At 72.4% G+C, this 16,601-nt stretch carries 14 protein-coding genes and 1 pseudogene; 4 read left to right on the top strand and 11 right to left on the bottom strand.

All coding sequences use genetic code 11. The annotated features are described in order from the left end of the window. Window positions 1–10 precede the first annotated feature (10 nt). The 3 genes from EUA98_RS10990 to EUA98_RS10980 are packed head-to-tail and all read right to left on the bottom strand — an operon-like array spanning window position 11 to window position 2,809. Window positions 11–1,807, bottom strand: coding sequence for a DUF5671 domain-containing protein (locus tag EUA98_RS10990; protein ID WP_130102730.1), 1,797 nt, complete (start codon window positions 1,805–1,807; stop codon window positions 11–13). Next, on the bottom strand, window positions 1,786–2,235 hold the full coding sequence (locus tag EUA98_RS10985; RefSeq protein ID WP_130102729.1) for a nuclear transport factor 2 family protein: 450 nt from the start codon (window positions 2,233–2,235) through the stop codon (window positions 1,786–1,788). The genes EUA98_RS10990 and EUA98_RS10985 overlap by 22 nt, the downstream gene beginning before the upstream one ends. A 58-nt stretch (window positions 2,236–2,293) precedes the next feature. Continuing rightward, window positions 2,294–2,809 carry a DUF427 domain-containing protein gene (locus EUA98_RS10980; protein WP_130102728.1) on the bottom strand — a complete coding sequence of 172 codons (516 nt, stop codon included), beginning with the start codon at window positions 2,807–2,809 and terminating at the stop codon, window positions 2,294–2,296. Window positions 2,810–2,860: 51 nt separating this feature from the next. On the opposite strand from EUA98_RS10980, the gene EUA98_RS10975 reads away from it, so the two are divergent. Together EUA98_RS10975 and EUA98_RS10970 are read left to right on the top strand one after the other, a co-directional pair. Beyond that, a complete protein-coding gene (locus EUA98_RS10975; RefSeq protein ID WP_130102727.1) occupies window positions 2,861–3,388 on the top strand; it encodes a GNAT family N-acetyltransferase in 528 nt (175 codons plus the stop codon). Between the two features lie 131 nt (window positions 3,389–3,519). After that, window positions 3,520–4,284: a GAF and ANTAR domain-containing protein gene (locus EUA98_RS10970; protein ID WP_130102726.1), complete on the top strand. Its 765-nt coding sequence runs from the start codon at window positions 3,520–3,522 to the stop codon at window positions 4,282–4,284. Here EUA98_RS10970 and EUA98_RS10965 read toward each other — a convergent pair. From EUA98_RS10965 to EUA98_RS10935, 7 genes are all read right to left on the bottom strand, one after another. Next, window positions 4,274–4,993: a HEAT repeat domain-containing protein gene (locus EUA98_RS10965; RefSeq protein WP_130102725.1), complete on the bottom strand. Its 720-nt coding sequence runs from the start codon at window positions 4,991–4,993 to the stop codon at window positions 4,274–4,276. The genes EUA98_RS10970 and EUA98_RS10965 overlap by 11 nt on opposite strands. Window positions 4,994–5,006: 13 nt before the next feature. Beyond that, the gene (locus EUA98_RS10960; protein ID WP_130102724.1) at window positions 5,007–5,702 is read right to left on the bottom strand and encodes a hypothetical protein; all 696 of its coding nucleotides are present in this window, start codon (window positions 5,700–5,702) and stop codon (window positions 5,007–5,009) included. Window positions 5,703–5,805: 103 nt separating this feature from the next. Beyond that, the gene (locus tag EUA98_RS10955; RefSeq protein WP_130102723.1) at window positions 5,806–6,801 is read right to left on the bottom strand and encodes an aldose 1-epimerase family protein; all 996 of its coding nucleotides are present in this window, start codon (window positions 6,799–6,801) and stop codon (window positions 5,806–5,808) included. Further along, the gene (locus tag EUA98_RS10950; RefSeq protein ID WP_207219049.1) at window positions 6,798–7,823 is read right to left on the bottom strand and encodes an ABC transporter permease; all 1,026 of its coding nucleotides are present in this window, start codon (window positions 7,821–7,823) and stop codon (window positions 6,798–6,800) included. The genes EUA98_RS10955 and EUA98_RS10950 overlap by 4 nt, the downstream gene beginning before the upstream one ends. Further along, a complete protein-coding gene (locus EUA98_RS10945) occupies window positions 7,820–9,352 on the bottom strand; it encodes a sugar ABC transporter ATP-binding protein (protein WP_130102722.1) in 1,533 nt (510 codons plus the stop codon). Before EUA98_RS10945 ends, EUA98_RS10950 begins: the two co-directional genes overlap by 4 nt. 87 nt (window positions 9,353–9,439) lie before the next feature. Continuing rightward, on the bottom strand, window positions 9,440–10,483 hold the full coding sequence (locus tag EUA98_RS10940; protein ID WP_130102721.1) for a substrate-binding domain-containing protein: 1,044 nt from the start codon (window positions 10,481–10,483) through the stop codon (window positions 9,440–9,442). Window positions 10,484–10,544: 61 nt separating this feature from the next. Then, on the bottom strand, window positions 10,545–13,961 hold the full coding sequence (locus EUA98_RS10935) for a DUF5107 domain-containing protein (RefSeq protein WP_130102720.1): 3,417 nt from the start codon (window positions 13,959–13,961) through the stop codon (window positions 10,545–10,547). Window positions 13,962–14,029: 68 nt separating this feature from the next. On the opposite strand from EUA98_RS10935, the gene EUA98_RS10930 reads away from it, so the two are divergent. Then, window positions 14,030–14,923: an AraC family transcriptional regulator gene (locus EUA98_RS10930; RefSeq protein ID WP_207219048.1), complete on the top strand. Its 894-nt coding sequence runs from the start codon at window positions 14,030–14,032 to the stop codon at window positions 14,921–14,923. A gap of 237 nt (window positions 14,924–15,160) precedes the next feature. Then, window positions 15,161–16,270 (top strand): VIT1/CCC1 transporter family protein, encoded by a 1,110-nt coding sequence (locus tag EUA98_RS10925; RefSeq protein WP_130102719.1) that lies wholly within the window; start codon window positions 15,161–15,163, stop codon window positions 16,268–16,270. A gap of 67 nt (window positions 16,271–16,337) precedes the next feature. On the opposite strand, the pseudogene EUA98_RS19755 reads toward EUA98_RS10925, so the two are convergent. After that, window positions 16,338–16,601: pseudogene (locus tag EUA98_RS19755) on the bottom strand (HNH endonuclease); the annotation flags it as partial.

Below are 16,601 nucleotides of genomic sequence, written 5' to 3'. Positions count from 1 at the left end.
CGGAAGCGCGTCAGATCGTCGGCTGCGGGACCGGACCGGTGAGCGGACCCGGACCGGTGAGCGGCCCGGGCCGCTGCATCGCGACGACCTCGAGCCCCGTCGGCCCGGCCACGACGGTGACCGCCTCGGCTGCCGACCCCCGCACGGCGGCGACCACGTCGTCGACCACCCAGGGGGCGGCAAGGCCGTCGGCGCGCACCCACACGTCCACGCGGGCCCCGGTCAGGCGCTCGAGCGCACCGCGGTCGACGCCGCCGGGGGCACCGACGAGGAGCACGTACCGCGGACCGCGGGCAGGAACGGGCGCGGGCAGCCGGGACCGGTCGTCGCGGTAGACCGCCCAGTGATACCCGGAGACGGCTCCGGCCGTGAGCAGGATCGCGACCGGGATGCGCATGTCGCGCACCACCTGCGCATCGAGCCCGCCCTGCAGGATGCCCTGGATCGCGACGAACGCGGCCACCAGGACGGACACGACCGCCGCAACACCGCCGAGCCCGAAGAGCACGAACAGGTACAGCCGCCGGGTCGGCGCGCCGAGCTCGTCCGGGTCGTCGGTGCGGGTCGCCCGTCCGATCCGGGACCAGAACACCCACCACGGCGGACCGCCGACGAGCAGCAGCGTCACCCCGGCCAGCAGCGAGTTGACCACGGACGTGCCGAACTCGACCACCTCGGGCAGCAGCGACTCGACGAGCGCGACGATCACCATCGCCACCCCGGCCGCCGCGGCCAGCAGGGCGATCCCGGCCATGAGGTACTCGTAGACCCGGGTGACCTCGGTGCGCTCGGGGGTCGCGCCGGCCAGCACCCGCCGGTGGTACCACCAGCTCACGGTGCCCACCACGACGCAGGCGGCCGCGATCGGGGTGCCCTCGAAGTGCTGGGCGGCCGTCGCGGCTGCCGGCTCGCCGATGAGCCAGACGAGGAGCTGGTAGCCGGCGATGCTCGCCCCGACCACCGCCAGGACGAGGGAGCCGCCGACGCCGACCGGGAGCACGTACGCGAACCACACCGGTGTCCGCCGGGACGGGGCCAGGTGTCGCAGCCAGTACCAGACCCAGACCGGCGCGCCGACGACGAGGGTGGCGGCAGCCGGCGCGAGCGGGGTCTGCGACCCGACCAGCAGGGTGTCCGGCTGGTCCACGAGCAGGATGCGGACCGACGCCCCCAGCAGCCAGACCAGCCCGGTGATCGTGGTGCCCAGGCCGATGAGCGAGCCGAGGAGGAGCTGTCCCTGCCGACGATCGGCGTCGAGCATCCGGGTCGCCACGATCCAGTGCGCGACCCAGACCCCGGTCCACACCACGAGCTGGGCGAGCGCGGTCCCGGCGAACCGCTGGTCCGCGAGCGCCGCCGAGACGAGCTCGCCGAGCGCGACCATGGCCACGATCAGGGCCGTCAGGGGGGCGAACGTCGCGTAGACGGCCCAGCCGAGCGACCGTGCCTCATCCGGGTCCTGCCGCAGGTGCCGGCGGGTCCAGACGGCGAGCAGGACGAACATCGGGATGCCGAACACCGAGAACGTCAGGGCCCGGGCCAGCGCCGTGCGGTCGTCCCCGACGAGCGCGGGCTGCTCGAGCAGCAGCCCGAAGAGCTCCGACAGGCCGACGGCGGCGACGATCATCAGGGCGTAGAGCAGCAGGTACTGGAAGAACCGCCGCACGCCACGCCCGTCCGTCCCGCGGGGTCCGCCGCGGCCGCCGAAGTGACGCACCGCCCACACGACCACGACGATCGGGAGGACGAGGGTGACGATCGAGGAGATCAGCCCGAGGATCATGATCAGCCCTTCGTGGAGTCGCACGAGTACAGCAGCCAGGGCGATCCGGTGATCTTCCAGGCCCCACCCTCACGCGCGACGTTGATGCGCTCGGTGTGCGAGTACCCCGAGTCACCGAACGGGCCGTCGCCGGCGTTCTCCGTGACGTCGAGGGTCACGACCGCACGGTCGCCGTCGACCGTGGTGCGGTCGAGCACGACGCGCGCGGTCTCGGGGAGGTACGCCTGCGCCACGTCCGCGGCGTCGCAGGGGGACGACGGCGAGATCAGGTCGGCCGCGGCCGGGTAGTCCCCGGCGAGAACGGCCTGCAGGTACTCCTGGACGACGCCCGCGGGGGTGTCCGCGTCCAAGGACGGCGCGGTGCGGTTCGCGACGACGACCCCCGCGACCGCGGCGAGGACCACCACGAGCCCGACGAGAATCGCGAGGACTCGGTTCGGTCCGCTGGTCACGACACGATCCTGGTCTGCCGTCGTCTCCCGGTGGAAGAGTCGGAGGTCCTGATGGCGGTCACCACCCGAGTGTCCCGGGCGCGCCCTTGAACGGGCCGACGACGCGCGCGGTGATCCAGCCCCCGTAGAAACCGCCCTCCTGGGCCTGCACGACCTCGCCGTCGACCTCGCAGGACTCCATGGTGCCCGGGTAGAGCGCGACCCGGTCCCTCAGCTCGTCGTAGCCCGGCCACGGCTCGGGGTAGTACCAGGCGGCTCGGGACGCCACCGTGTCCCCCACCCGCACGTCGAGGTACCGCGCCGACCCCTTGAACTCGCACAGCGACGACCCGGGCACCTCGACGAGCACGCCGTCGGCGAAGGCCGCCCGCGGCAGGTAGTAGACCGGCGGATGGCTCGTCTCCAGGACCCTCACCGCCGCGCGGGTGTCCGCGACGACCCGGCCCGCGAACCGGACGACGACCCGCTCGACGGTCGCCTCGAGCCGGGGCGGGCGGGGGTAGTCCCAGACCGACTCCTGCCCGGGACCGGGGACGATGCGGGCGACGGGCGGGGCGGGGGGACGGTGGCGCATGCGCCATTCTGCGCCCGCCGGGCCGGCTCGGGGCGCTGCCACACTGAGCCGGTGCGCCCCACCCGACTGATCACCGCCCACGACGTCCCGGCCCTGACCGCGCTCGTCCGCACCAACCGCGACTTCCTCGCCCCCTGGGAGCCGGTCCGGAACGAGGAGTACTTCACCGAGGACGGCCAGAGCGCGGTGGTCGACGCGGCGCTCGCGATGCATCGCCAGGAGGCGGGGCTGCCGCACGTCATCCTCGACGAGGCCGGCCGCATCGTCGGCCGCATCACGCTCAGCGGCGTCGTACGGGGAGCGTTCCAGTCCTGCTGCCTCGGCTACTGGGTCGCGGAGGTCGACAACGGGCGCGGCCACGCCACCGCGGCCGTCCGGGACATCACCCGCGTCGCCTTCGAGGACTGGGTGCTGCACCGCGTCCAGGCGGAGATCCTGCACCACAACCTCGGGTCGCGGCGGGTCCTGGAACGCACCGGCTTCGCCTGGTACGGAACCGCACCGGAGTACCTCAACATCGCCGGATCCTGGCAGGACTTCGACCTCTACCAGGTGCTCGACGGCGTTCGGGCCGTGTGACGCAACGAGGGCAATTTGACTCCCGTGTGATGATCAAAGAGGAACCTTTTGCCGAGTGGGACGCGCTTCGCTGGCGCACCCGAGCGGTGCACCCCGAACGCACGCGCCTTTGAAGGAACTGGCGGTACGCCATGTCCGACCACGATCAGACCGCGGTCTTCAGCGAACGCCGCCGCCACCCACCCAGCGAGCTGCACGACGCGCTGCTGACGGGCACCGACGTCCCGGGCTTCCTCGAGCACCTCGTCCAGCTCGCGGTCGCCACCCTCGGTGAGGGAGTCCCGGGCGGCGTCTCGGGCGCCGTCACCGTCATGCGGGACGAGCGCCGGGCGACCCTGGCCAGCACCGACGAGCTGGCCCGACTGTGCGACGAGGCGCTCTTCGCCGAGCGCGACAACACCGCGACGGGCGCCATCCAGGCGGGAACGGTCGTCGTGATCGACGACCTCGCGGCCGACGAGCGCCTGCGCCGGTTCCGCACCCGGGCGCTGAGCCTCGGGGTGCGGTCCGCGATGTTCCTGCCGCTCGACGGCGGGCCGGACGCGGTCGGCGCGCTCAACCTGTACTCCCTGCAGGCGCACGCCTTCGGTGCCGCGAAGCAGGCCGCGGCGCGCTACTTCGCGGCGGACGCCTCCCGCGCGCTCGCCCTGGCGGTGCGCCACGAGCACGACCGCGAGATCACCGAGCAGCTCCGCGCGGCCCTGGACTCCCGGACCACGATCGACCAGGGGATCGGCATCATCATGGGCCAGAACCGCTGCGACGCCGACGCGGCGTTCGCGATCCTGCGCGCGGCCTCCCAGCACCGCAACGTCAAGCTCCGCCTGGTCTCCGCCGAGATCATCACCGCCGTCAGCAACAAGGCGCCGGTGCCCGGACGGTCCTTCAACGGCTAGCGTCGAGCAACCAGATCAGCCTGGCCTTCTTGCGGTTCTCGCGCACGATCCAGCCGACGTCGCCGTCGGTCGAGGCCTCCAGCGCGGCGAGCGCGGGCAGACCCCGCACCGGGTCGGCGACGATCGCGACGCTCCAGCAGTAGCCCAGCCCCTGACGCAGGACCCGTACCTCGGCGCGTCGTCGTTGATCCGGGGGTCGGCGGGCCAGCGACGCGGTCGCTGTCGCGCACGCGGCCAGCGCGCACCGGGCGGTCTCGGGGTCGACCAGCAGCCGGGGCTCACAGATCCCCGCGACCGCAGCGCGCTGGACCAGCGGGTCGTCGTCGTCCACCCAGGCGTCGACGAGGTCGCGCAGCAGGGCCGCATCGACGTCGCCCATCCGCTGCAGCCCCATCGCCACGCCCTCGCGAACTCGCCAGCGGTCGTCGGCGGCCTGGTCGTGCAGCAACCCGACCAGCTCGTCGCGCCGGCCGCCGTCGGCCTCGATCACCAGGCGCCCCAGCGCGCCGGCCGCGCACGCGGCGAGGTACTCGTCGTCGGACCCGACCAGCCCCAGGATGACGGTGGCGGGCGCGACGTCCCCGAAGGCGGCCAGCAGCTCGAGGTTGGCACGGGGTCCGGGCAGCGCCGAGTGCGCCGTCAGGAAGGCCCGGATACCGGGCGCGTCGAGCGGCCGCAGGGCGACCTGGAGCTCCGCGCGTTTGCTCATGGCCGAATCGTCCTCATGGCCGCATCGTCGCACCGGCCTCGTCCGCCGGCGCGACGCCCGGACCGTGCGGACGGGTGAAGAGGATGACGACACTGACCAGCAGGACCCACGCCGGGAAGACGAACTGGGACCAGGTGCGCTCACCGGCCGACACGAGCAGCACGACGGCGACCGCGACCCCGACGAACGCCACCCACCGCGGCATCGCGGAGGTGCGGAGCGCCACCGTGCTCACCGACAGCGTGAACACGGCCGCCATCCGCATCGCGTACACGGTGATGAGCGCCTGGGTGGTGCCACGGCCGAACGCCCAGATGCCCGCGTCGAGCCCCTGCCCGGCGGCCATCTCCATCAGGCTCGTCGCCACCACCGCGCCCTCGAACAGCATCGCGAGGAAGAGCAGCCCGCTGCCGAGGAACACCGTCGAGAACAGCCGGTCCTCGACGGCGCCCAGCTGATCGCGCACGACGCCGATGAACCACAGGAACGCGATCCCGGCGAACGGCACGATGTTCAGGCTGAGCCGGATCAAGGCCTGGCGCTGGGGGTCGGTCCCGACAGCGCGGACGTCCCCCGCCGACAGCGCCACGCGCATCGCCACGAGGGCGACGATGAGCAGGACCGCGAACACGATCCCGGCGACCGCAGCCGATCGGCGGGTACGCCACCGCCGGGCGGTCGCCGCCGGGAGCGGTGCGGGGCCGGTCACGGCACCCTGCAGCGGGGCGATGACGGGCGGTCGCCGGACGTCATGACGGGCTCCGAACTCACGAGGAGACCCTGAGCGTGCACCGGGCGCGGGGACGCGCGCCTCACCCGGTCCGGGTGAACGCGGTGGCCCAGGCGTCCGATCGCCCGCCGGGTCGGATCCCCCAGCACGCGGTCCAGGTCTCGCCGGGGTCGAGCCAGGTCAGCCCCACCCCGGAGTTCAGGGCGTCCGCGGGCGCAGTCATGGGCTCGATCGCCAGCGCGAGCCCGGCTCCGTCAGCGCGGGGGAAGTCCGGACAGGTGTAGATCTGGACGAAGGCGAACGCCTCGTCGGCCCACACCGCGACGGCGCGTCCGTCCGGGGCCGCCACGACGCTGCGGCTGTACCCGTCCGCTGCGGTCAGGTCGCCGAAGCAGGTGTTGAGCTCCAGCTCGCCGACCCGCCGGGGCTCGCGAAGGTCGACCGCAGAGCCGGCGACCGGGCGCTCGCCCACCGGGATGAGCTGGCGGTCCACCTCGAGGTAGCGGCCGGCGCGGACCTGGATGCTCAGCTCGCCCCGGGGGACGTCCCCGATCCGCACGTACGGGTGCACCCCGAGCGCGACCGGGGCCGGCCACCCCGACGTGTTCGTCATGGTGTGGGTGACCTCGAGCCCGTCGTCGGTGAGCGCGTAGCGCACCTGCATCGTGAGCTGGAACGCGAAGCCTGGCTGCGGGGTGAGGCAGACCGACACGACGACCTCGTCCTGCGCCACATGCTCGATCGTGAACGGCGCCGTACGCACCAGACCATGGTTCGCGTTGCCCCGCTCCGGCTCGGTGACCACGAGCTGGTGCTCGCTCCCGTGCTGCGACCAACGACCGTCTCGGACCCGGTTCGGCCAGGGAAAGAGCACCGCGCCTGAGCACGCCGGGGCGGGCTGTCCCTGCGGGTAGCTCTCCACGAGGTCCACCCCCCCGAAGGTGAGGGACCGGAGCCCGCCACCGAGCAGGTCCACCGACGCGCGCAGCTCCCCGCCGGGAGCCGCGCGCCGGAGCGCCACGTCGCTCGGCGCCCCGACCACGGAGGTCGCCGCAGCCGCCGGTGCGGCGTGGGTCATTTGGGCAGTCCGACCCGGCGCTCCCCGTTGCGCAGCTGCTGGATGATCACGGCCGCCACCAGGAGCGTCCCCTGGGCGACGTTCTGCCAGAACGGGTTGACCCCGAGCAGCGACATCCCGTTCAGCAGGACACCGAGCAGGATCACCGCGAGGATCGTCCCGCCGATCGACCCCTTGCCACCACGCAGCGCGACGCCTCCGAGGGCGGCGGCGGTGATGGACTGGAACTCGAGCCCCTCCGAACCCGAGACCGGCTGCCCCGAGCCCGTGCGGGCCGTGATGAGGATCCCCGCGAGCGCCGCCACCGTGCCGGCCAGGATGAACACGCCCAGGATGTAGCGGTTGATGTTGATGCCCGAGAGCCGCGCGGCGGTGTCGTTGCCCCCGACGGCGTAGATGTTGCGGCCCACGCGGGTGTACCGCAGGACGAAATGGATGAGCAGGGCCATCAGGACGAGCACCCAGATCAGGGTCGGGATCCCGATGATCGAGCCCCGCGCGAGGAACACGTAGAACGGATCGGCACCCGTGTAGCCCTGCGCACGCCCGTTGGAGACGAGCTGGGCGACGCCCTTGAACGCGATCAGGCCGGCGAGGGTCGCGATCATGGGCGTGACCCGGCCGAAGACCACGATGCACCCGCTGACCAGCCCGCACACCGCCCCGATCGCGAGGGCACCGAAGAAGCTCGCGGAGCTGCCGGCGCTGGTGAAGATCATGGCGGAGGTCACCGAGGCGAGCCCGGCGATCGAGCCGACCGCGAGGTCGATGCCACCCATGATGATCACGACGGTCTGCACGAGGGCGAGCAGCCCCGAGATCGTCACCGCGGTGCCGATGGTCTTGAGGTTGGAGGTGAGGAAGAACGCCGAGTTCTGCGACCCGATGGCCACCACCAGCACCGCGATGGCCAGGATCAGGCTGAGGTTCTGCACGCCGACCGCCAGGACGGTGCGCTTGAACGCGTTGGCCCGGGCCACCTCGGGGGTGGTCGGGATCTCATGGACGACGGTGGTGCTCACGGCTGTACTCCTTCGGCGGAGAAATGGTCGGCGATGGCAAGGGTGAGGATGCGTTCCTCGGTGGCCTCGGCGTGGGTGAGCTCACCCGTCACCCGGCCCTCCTGCATGACGATGATGCGATCGGCCAGCCCGAGGACCTCGGGCAGCTCGGAGGAGATGACCAGCACGGCGACACCGTTCGCGGCGAGCTCGTCGACGATGGCGTAGATCTCGGCCTTGGCTCCGACGTCCACCCCGCGGGTGGGTTCGTCGAGGATGAGGACGTCGGTCGCCTTCGCGAGCCAGCGGGCGAGCACGACCTTCTGCTGGTTGCCGCCGGAGAGGTTCTGCATGAGCTGGGCCATGGACGGCGTGCGGATCCGCAGCTGGGCGATGTACTTCTCGGCGAGCTGCCGCTCCTTGCGGCGGTCGACCACCCCGAACCGGCTGAGCCCGCCGAGCACCGCGAGGGCGATGTTGTCGCGCACGCTCCGCACCATGATCAGGGCGTCCGCCTTGCGCTCCTCCGGGGCCAGCCCGATGCCGGCGGCGATCGAGTCGGCCGGGCTGCGGAAGCGCTGGGCGACGCCGTGGACCTTGATCGTGCCGGCGGTCACGGGCCGGTCGCCGGCTATCGCCAGCGCGAGCTCGGTCCGTCCGGCACCGACCAGGCCGGCCAGCGCGACGACCTCGCCGCGGCGCACGGTCAGGGAGATGTCGGTGACGTCGTCGGTGCTGACCGCCTCGAGCTCCAGGGCGACCTCGCCCAGCTCGTGCCGGTTGCGTTCGAACATGGTCGACAGGTCTCGGCCGACCATCATGCGCACCACCTCGCCGACAGAGGTGTCCCGGATCTCCCGGGAACCGATCAGCCGGCCATCGCGCAGGATCGTCACGGTGTCCGCGATCTGGAAGATCTCGCGCATCCGGTGGGACACGTAGCCGACGGCGCGGCCCTCGTCGCGCAGCCGGACGATGAGGTCGAACAGGACGCCGGTCTCGGAGTCCGACAGGGACGAGGTCGGCTCGTCGAAGCAGATCACCTGCGGATCGCCGATGAGCGCCCGGACGATCTCGACCATCTGGCGCTGTGCCGGCGACAGGTCGATCCCCCGGGTCGCCGGGTCGAGGAAGCGTTCGAACCCGAACCGTTCGAGGTCAGCCCGCGCCCGGTCCTGCAGCTGCCGCTGCGACACGATCCCGCGGCTGCCCGGCAGGGCGCCGACGTAGATGTTCTCCGCCACCGAGACGAACGGCACGATCTCCGGCTCCTGGGCGATGACCCGCAAGCCCGCCGCGCGCGAGTCGAACGGGGTGGCGAACGTGACCGCCTTGCCGCCGATCTCGATCGTCCCCTCGTCGGGCTGGTAGTCACCCGACAGGATCTTCAGGAGGGTGGACTTGCCCGCCCCGTTCTCGCCCATCAGGGCGGTCACCTTCCCGGTGGGAAGGTCGAGGTCGACCCCGGCGAGCGCCCGCACACCGGTGAAGTTCTTGGTGATCCCGCGGGCGTTCAGCGACGCTCGCGGCCAATCGTCTGATCGCGTCATGGGGCTCTCTCGTTCGGGGGACGTCGGGATGGGGCGGGGCGGGACGGTGCCCGCTCGAACGCGAGCGGGCACCGTCACCGGTGGTCGTCAGGTGCAGACGACGCCCTCGTCCTCCCAGTTGTCCTTGTCGACCATGTGGGTGTCCGCGATCGTCTCGGCCGGCAACGCCACGCCGTCCCGGATCTGCGCGACCATCGCCTTGACCGCGGCGCTGCCGACGTCGTACCCGGAGATGTACAGCGCCGCCTTGTTGCCGGTGTCCTGACCCGCGGCCCAGTCCTTGCAGGTGAGGTTGGCGCCCAGGCCGACCCCGATGATGTTCGCCGCGGCGATCCCCGAGTTCTGCAGGGCGGTCACGACCCCGGTCTCGGACTCGTCGTTGCAGCCCCAGACGATCCAGTTCTTGACGGTCTGGTTCGCGGTGACGACCGCACCCGCCTTGTTGAGCGCGTCGGTCACCGAGTTGTCCGTCCCGACCTCGACGGTCTCGGGGACGTCCGTGACGACCTCGCCGAACGAGTCAGCGGCACCTTCGAGGCGCTGCACGCAGACCGAGAGGTCGGCCTTGCCGACGGCGATGATCTTCGTGTCCGCGGCAGCCCAGCCGGCCGCCGTGTAGAGCTCGGACGCCTTCTCGCCGACGGCGTTGCCCATCGCGGTGCCGTTGAACCCGACGAACGGTGCCGCGGTGCCGTCGGCGGCCTTGAGACCGTCGTCGGACGCGAGCAGCGGGATCCCGGCCTGCTTGGCCTGGTCGATGACCTGCGGGCCGATGGCCTGGTCGGGGGCGACCATGACGATGCCGTCGGCGCCCTGAGCGATCGCTGCGTCGAGCTCGCTGATGGCCTTGTTCGCGTCCGTGCCCAGGTTCACCACGGTCACGGTGACGTCGCCGAGCTCGGATGCGGCGGCCTTGGCGCCGTCGGCCTGGTCGACGAAGTACTGCTGGTCGCCCTGCTTCTGCAGGTAGACGATCGAGATCGCCCCGCTCGTCCCGGCGCCGGCGCCGTCGTCGGCGGGTGCGGCAGTCTCTGCCTGACCCGAGCTGCAGGCCGCCAGCAGGAGCGCGAGCGCACCGACCGCGCTCGCACCGACCCAGCGGCTGTTCCGTGAGGATGTCTTCGTTGTCATCGTCGTCCTTCTTTGCATGGTTCCGTAGGGATAAGCGTGCGGCCTGTGCCGCGCGCCACGTTCATCGATGCGTGCTGAGCTCACGCTGGAGGTCGAGGGCCCGCACACGGCTCGGTTCGCGTTCGAGGGCGGCCCGGACGAGCTGTCCGGCCTGCACCGGGTCGCCGCGCAGCGCCGCGACCTGGGCTTCGAGGATCAGCACGGTCGTGGTGCGGCGCGCGTCGAGGTCGTCGGTGAACAGCAGGAGGCTCGGCAGCGAGGTCGCGAAAAAGTCGACCGACGCCGCGGTCTCCCGCAGCTCCTTGACGAACCGGTCGAGCTCGTCGATCCGGTCCTGCACCATCGCCTCGTCGCCACGGCGCCGCGCGGACAGCACGGAGTAGTAGGTCATCTCCGAGCACGGCGTCGAGGACATCGACTGGAAGTCCCCCGCGAACGCGGCGGCACGTCGCCACGCGTCCTGGGCGCCGGCGAGGTCGCCGACCGCGGTCCGCGCGTCCCCGAGGGTCAGCAGCAGGTGCGCGCAGTTCGCCAGCAGGTGCCGCCCCTCGCCGAGGGTCGACGGCGGCGTCAGGGCGGTCTCGAGGAGGTCGACGGCGCGGGCGGGGTCGCCGTCGGCCAGGGCGGCACGGGCGAGGGCCAGCAGCGCCTCGTCCCAGGCGCCGAGCACCTGTCCCTCCCCGCCCTCCCAGGGCTGGAACGCCCGGGTCTGCAGGATCTCCAGCGCGGCGTCGGCCTGCCCGGCCGCGGTGAGCAGCTCGACCACCTCGACCGTGAGGTCGTCCCGCTGCGCGACGGCGGCGGGGTGCGACTGCAGCCGCGCCAGCCGGGCCGCGGAGCTCGACCCGGTGCGCTTGGCGAGCTGGTCCGACTCGTACAGGAGCCGGGCGTCGTCGGGCGCGAGGTCGAACGCCCGCTGGTAGTGCGCGGCGGCGAGCTCGGCGTCGTCGAGCACGTTGAACGCCGCGACGGCCAGGTTGCGCCAGACCACGGGGTCCTGCACGCCGCACGCCGTGGCGGTGGTCCAGGCCTCGATGGCGTCCGCGTACCGGCGCTGGAAGTACAGCCAGTGACCGAGCAGCGCCCAGGCCCGGGCATCGCCGGGGTGCGCGGCGCAGATCCGGACGAGCATGTCGACGTCGTCCAGGCGCGAGGCCAGGCAGTAGGTCGCGGCCGCGCGATGGGCGTCGTCGAGCGCGGCCCGCGCACCGCGGGTGTCCCCGCGCAGGGTCAGGAGGTCCGCGCGGTGCAGGTGAGCCAGCGGTGCGACCTCCACCTGTCCGGGCACGGTCGGCAGGGACGCCACCAGGGCGAGCAGGTCGAGCGCCCGGCCCGTCTCCCCCACCGAGGCGTACTCCAGGGCGATGTCGAGCTCGAGCGGCGCGTCCGGGCTGGCGGGCTCGCCGGCGAGGTCCCGCGCCCAGAAGTCGAGCGCGTCGAGCCGCAGGGTCGCGGCGAGCAGCGCCGCGGCCTCGGCCTCGCGACCGAGACGTCGCAGGACCACGACGGCCAGGTTGCGCGCCTGGAGCTGGTCGCCATCGAGCGCGAGCACGGCCCGGGCATGCGTGAGCGCGTCCGCGTCCCGACCACGGGCGGCGTCGATGCGAGCCATGGCGAGGTGCGCGGCGCCGCGCCAGGCGTAGTTCCACGCGGCCTTGCCGTAGGCGTCGTACGCGGCAGGAGCCCGACCCGTGCGCCCGAGCACCTGACCGAGGCGGAAGTAGGCCTCGCCGTCGTACGGGTTCGGGTTCAGCGCGGTCTGCCGCTCGATCGCCCGGCGCAGGTGCACCTCGGCCTCGGCGTAGCGCGCGCTCCGGTACCGCCGCGCGGCCAGCGCCACGTTGGACCGGATGTCCCCGGGATCGCGCGCCAGCGCCTCCTGCCAGTAGGGCTCGGGCGACCGGGTCGCGTGCCGGTACTGCTCGAGGTGCAGGCCGGTGAGGTACAGCTCCTCGGTGCTGGCCACGTCCTGCGGGGCCGGGGGCTCGGTCGCAGGCTCGGGCACGACGACGTCGTCGGCCAGCTCCCGGTGCGTCCAGCGGACCAGCTCGATCCCCGCGTGGGTGACCACGAGGGTGAGGTCGGTCGGCGCGAACCGGCCCGCCAGGGCCAGCTCGGTGATGGAGGGTGTGCCGGGACCGGCGTCCACGGTCCGCCGCCAGGCGACCGCGCCCGCGCGGTCCACGAGCTCGAGCTCCAGCCCGGGGCGGTCGGCGGTGACGACGACGGCGACCCGGACGGCCGTGCTCCCGTCCGGCGTGCTCCCGTCCGGCGTGCTCCCGTCCGGCGCGTTCCCCCTCGGGGAGGCCGCGATGTCCAGCCGGACGGCGACGTCGAGCGTGGCCTGGTCGACCGCGCCGATGCCCTGGATCGGGTACCAGTACTGGCTGAACGCCTTGGTCTCCCCCGGGGCGAGGAACGAGAAGTCGGGCTGGTTGTCGGTGAAGACCCCGGCCATGAGCTCCACGTACGGGCCGTCGGTGTCCGTGAGGTTCGCGTCCCACGCCCACCCGAACGCACCGTTGCCCCAGGTCCACTGCTTCTTGCCGGGCGCGACGCGGTGGTCCGCCCAGTGCACGAAGCCGGCGTCCACGCCGTGGTCGTACCCGCCGAAGAAGTCGTCCTCGGTCCCCAGGCACATGTACGAGGTGGGCACCGGGATGTTGCGGTACCAGTCGATGCGGTCGGCGTCGGGGTGGGCCGCGTCCACGCGGGCGGGGTAGTCGACGCCGTAGTAGGGCCGGTCCGCCTGCGGGAACGCGGTCACCGCGCGCTTCGCGTGGTCGGCCACGGCACGTGCGTCGGTCGGGAAGAACGACTGGTAGTCGTCGCCGGCCGCGGCCGCGACGTTCGCCCACCACAGGAAGGTCTGCATGTCGTCGGTGCGGTTGAACAGCCGGGCGCGCAGCTCGATGACGGAGCTGTCGGGCCGCAGCCGGATCCCGTGCATGCCCTTCATGCGGGCGAACGGGTCGTGGTCCGAGCACCACACCGTGACGGCGCCGTCCTCCTCGTGCTCGATGTACGAGTCGGTCGGCAGGAACGTCCCAGGACGGTGGTGCTGGGGCCAGTTGAACTCGACCCCGCCCGAGATCCACGGACCGGCGAGCCCGACCAGTGCGGGCTTGATCACGTTGTTCCGGTAGAAGAAGTCGTACCCGTTCGTCTTGTCGAACCCGACGTGGATACGTCCCCCGAGCTCGGGCAGGATCACGAGCCGCACCCAGCGGTTCTCCAGGTGGATCGCGTCCCACTGCCGCGGCGACTTGGTGGGGCTGATCCGCTCGTGGAACGGCAGCGGGTACACGCGACCGGACGAGCCCTGGTAGACCCGGCTCTCCAGGTAGGCCGGATAGCGATCCGCGACGTCGGGCAGGTAGGTGTCGATCGTCAGCGGCTCGCGCCAGGCGGCGACGGGGCGGCCGGCCTGAGCAGGCGGGACCGGGGGCAGTTCCAGGAGGGACTCTTCATCGAGCATGGGGTCAACGCTAGAAGCGCCCGCGAGCGTGCAGAATGGGCATTCCTCCGACAGACATGGATGAATCGATGATCGAAGACGACCTCGGCGCGACGCGGCTCCGCGAGGGGTTCCCCGGCCAGCGCATGCGCGTCCTGCCGCGCCCGCTGGTCACGCAGGCCCTGCGGGCGCCGACCACGGGTCAGATCCTGGTGACCGACGTCGGCTACTACCCCCGGGCGTCGTCGCACGGACGTTCCCGACCGAAAGGGGCAGCCCAGAACATCGTCATCGTCTGTGCCGCGGGTCGGGGCACGTGCGTCGTGCCGAGCGGGAGCCACGCCGTGCGCGCCGGACAGGCCGTCATCATCCCGGCCGGGCTCGCGCACCTGTACGAGGCAGATTCTGACGACCCCTGGACGATCTGGTGGATGCACGTCGTCGGTCGCGGAGTCGCCGAGCTCTTCGCAACGATCGGCGCGAACGCCGACCAGCCCGTCCTCGGGCTCGGCGACCCGCCCCGGGTGATCGCCCTGATCGACACGATCATCAACCGGATGGAGCGGGACGAGACCATGTCCAGCCTGCTCGCGGCGTCCGGGGCGGCCTGGCACGCGCTGACGCTCCTCGCGGCCGACCGGCGGGCGGTGGGTCGCGAGCGCGTCGACCCGGTCCAGGTCACGATCGAGCACCTGCGGGCCAACATCTCCACCCGCCTGTCCGTCGCGGAGCTCGCCGGCATGGCCGGTCTGAGCGGTTCCCACTACGCGGCGCTGTTCCGCCGCGCCACGGGCTACGGCACGCTCGAGTACCAGACGCGGTTGCGCATGGGGCTCGCCCGTGAGCTCCTCGACACCACCGACCGGACGATCACCTCGATCGCCCGCCAGGTCGGGTACGACGACCCGCTGTACTTCTCCCGACAGTTCCGCCGGATCCATGGCTCGAGCCCCAGCGAGTACCGGTCGCACGACAAGGGCTAGCCCGCCGCGCGGCGTCCGGTACCGTCACCCCCTGAAGGGGAGTAGTTCTCGCCGTCGTGCGTCGTGTCGAGCGCGGTCGGTGACAGGTGCGTCGACACACCGGCTTCACAGCCCGGTGCACCACCCGCGAGTCGGGCGAACGAGACCTTCGGCCATTTTCTCCGCCGCGGCATCTCGGTGCCCGGCAGCTGGCCGAGGCCCGCGGGCGTTCGGTCGGAAACGACCGTAGGAGCCCCGATGCCTTCCCCCACCCCCGTCCGGCCCGACGTGCTCGCGGCCCCCGCCCCGAGCGCACGCGACGTGCGCCGCTGGCGCCAGTACCTTGCCGACGAACGCGCCGAGGCTGCTGTCTACCGCGAGCTCGCCCACCGCCGCACCGGGAACGAGCGCGAGATCCTGCACGCGCTCGCCGAGGCCGAGGGGCGCCACGAGGCGCACTGGGTCGCACTGCTCGGCGATCGCGTGGGCAAGCCGCTGCGTGGTGACTTCCGGACCCGCGTGCTGGCCTTCCTTGCCCGGCACTTCGGTTCGGTCTTCGTCCTCGCCCTGGCGCAGCGCGCCGAGGGCCGCTCCCCCTATGCCGACGACGCGCACGCCACCGACGCGATGGCCGCCGACGAGCGCATCCACGAGGAGGTCGTGCGCGGCCTGGCCGCGCGTGGCCGCAACCGGCTGTCCGGCACGTTCCGGGCCGCGGTCTTCGGCGCCAACGACGGCCTGGTGAGCAACCTCGCGCTCGTCCTGGGCATCAGCGCCGCGGGCGTCTCCAACGCCACGGTCCTGCTCACCGGGCTGTCCGGGCTGCTCGCCGGTGCGCTGTCGATGGGGGCCGGCGAGTATGTCTCCGTGCGCTCGCAGCGCGAGCTTCTCGAGGCGTCGTCGCCCGACCCGGACACGCACACCGCACTGCCCCACCTCGACGTCAATGCGAACGAGCTGGTCCTGGTCTACCGGGCCCGGGGCATGTCGGCCGCGGACGCCGAGGCTCATGCCGCCGACGTGCTCCGCGACCGCGACCTCGCGCCCGCCGCCAGCACATCCGTCCCCGAGGTCGACACCCACGAGGCGATCGGTACCGGTCTCGGCGCGGCCGTGTCGAGCTTCTGCTTCTTCGCCTCGGGCGCCGTCATCCCCGTGCTTCCCTACCTGTTCGGGTTCCACGGAGCGGTGGCCCTGATCATCGCGACCGTCCTGGTCGGGCTCGCACTGCTGTCCACCGGCGCGATCGTCGGCCTGCTGTCCGGTGCCCCGCCGCTGCGGCGCGCGCTACGCCAGATCGCCATCGGCTATGGCGCGGCCGGCGCGACCTACCTCCTCGGTCTCGTCTTCGGCACCACGGTCGCCTGACCCGTCCGGTCATCGCCCGTCCGGGGGGTCGCGAGAAGGTGACTCGGGGTCGGAACGGGGTCGCGCGTCAGTACGGGGGTGGGGTGTCCCAGTCGAAGTCGCGGGTCAGTGGGGGTTCGTGCCCGGGTGGTGGGTCGGGTCGGTAGGGGTAGACGTGCCCGGTGGGGGTGGTCCACGTGTACGAACCCGGCACCTGGGGGTCGGTGGATAGGTGCCATCGGGCGTAGGTCTTGATCAGGTGGTCGCGCCTGCATAGGGGGCCGAGGTTGGCGGCGGAGGTGGCTCCGCCGGTGCCGTCGGGGTGGAACGGTTCGCGGTGGTCGAGGTCGCA

Source organism: Pengzhenrongella frigida, assembly GCF_004168625.1.
GTDB lineage: Bacteria > Actinomycetota > Actinomycetes > Actinomycetales > Cellulomonadaceae > Pengzhenrongella > Pengzhenrongella frigida.
This window is presented reverse-complemented; position numbering and strand designations above follow the sequence as displayed.

Coding starts and splice junctions, on each gene's coding strand:
- EUA98_RS10980 (WP_130102728.1), bottom strand. CDS start 2,809: ATGCGCCACCGTCCCCCCGCCCCGCCCGTCGCCCGCATCGTCCCCGGT.
- EUA98_RS10970 (WP_130102726.1), top strand. CDS start 3,520: ATGTCCGACCACGATCAGACCGCGGTCTTCAGCGAACGCCGCCGCCAC.
- EUA98_RS10965 (WP_130102725.1), bottom strand. CDS start 4,993: ATGAGCAAACGCGCGGAGCTCCAGGTCGCCCTGCGGCCGCTCGACGCG.
- EUA98_RS10955 (WP_130102723.1), bottom strand. CDS start 6,801: ATGACCCACGCCGCACCGGCGGCTGCGGCGACCTCCGTGGTCGGGGCG.
- EUA98_RS10945 (WP_130102722.1), bottom strand. CDS start 9,352: ATGACGCGATCAGACGATTGGCCGCGAGCGTCGCTGAACGCCCGCGGG.
- EUA98_RS10940 (WP_130102721.1), bottom strand. CDS start 10,483: ATGACAACGAAGACATCCTCACGGAACAGCCGCTGGGTCGGTGCGAGC.
- EUA98_RS10935 (WP_130102720.1), bottom strand. CDS start 13,961: ATGCTCGATGAAGAGTCCCTCCTGGAACTGCCCCCGGTCCCGCCTGCT.
- EUA98_RS10930 (WP_207219048.1), top strand. CDS start 14,030: ATGATCGAAGACGACCTCGGCGCGACGCGGCTCCGCGAGGGGTTCCCC.
- EUA98_RS10925 (WP_130102719.1), top strand. CDS start 15,161: ATGCCTTCCCCCACCCCCGTCCGGCCCGACGTGCTCGCGGCCCCCGCC.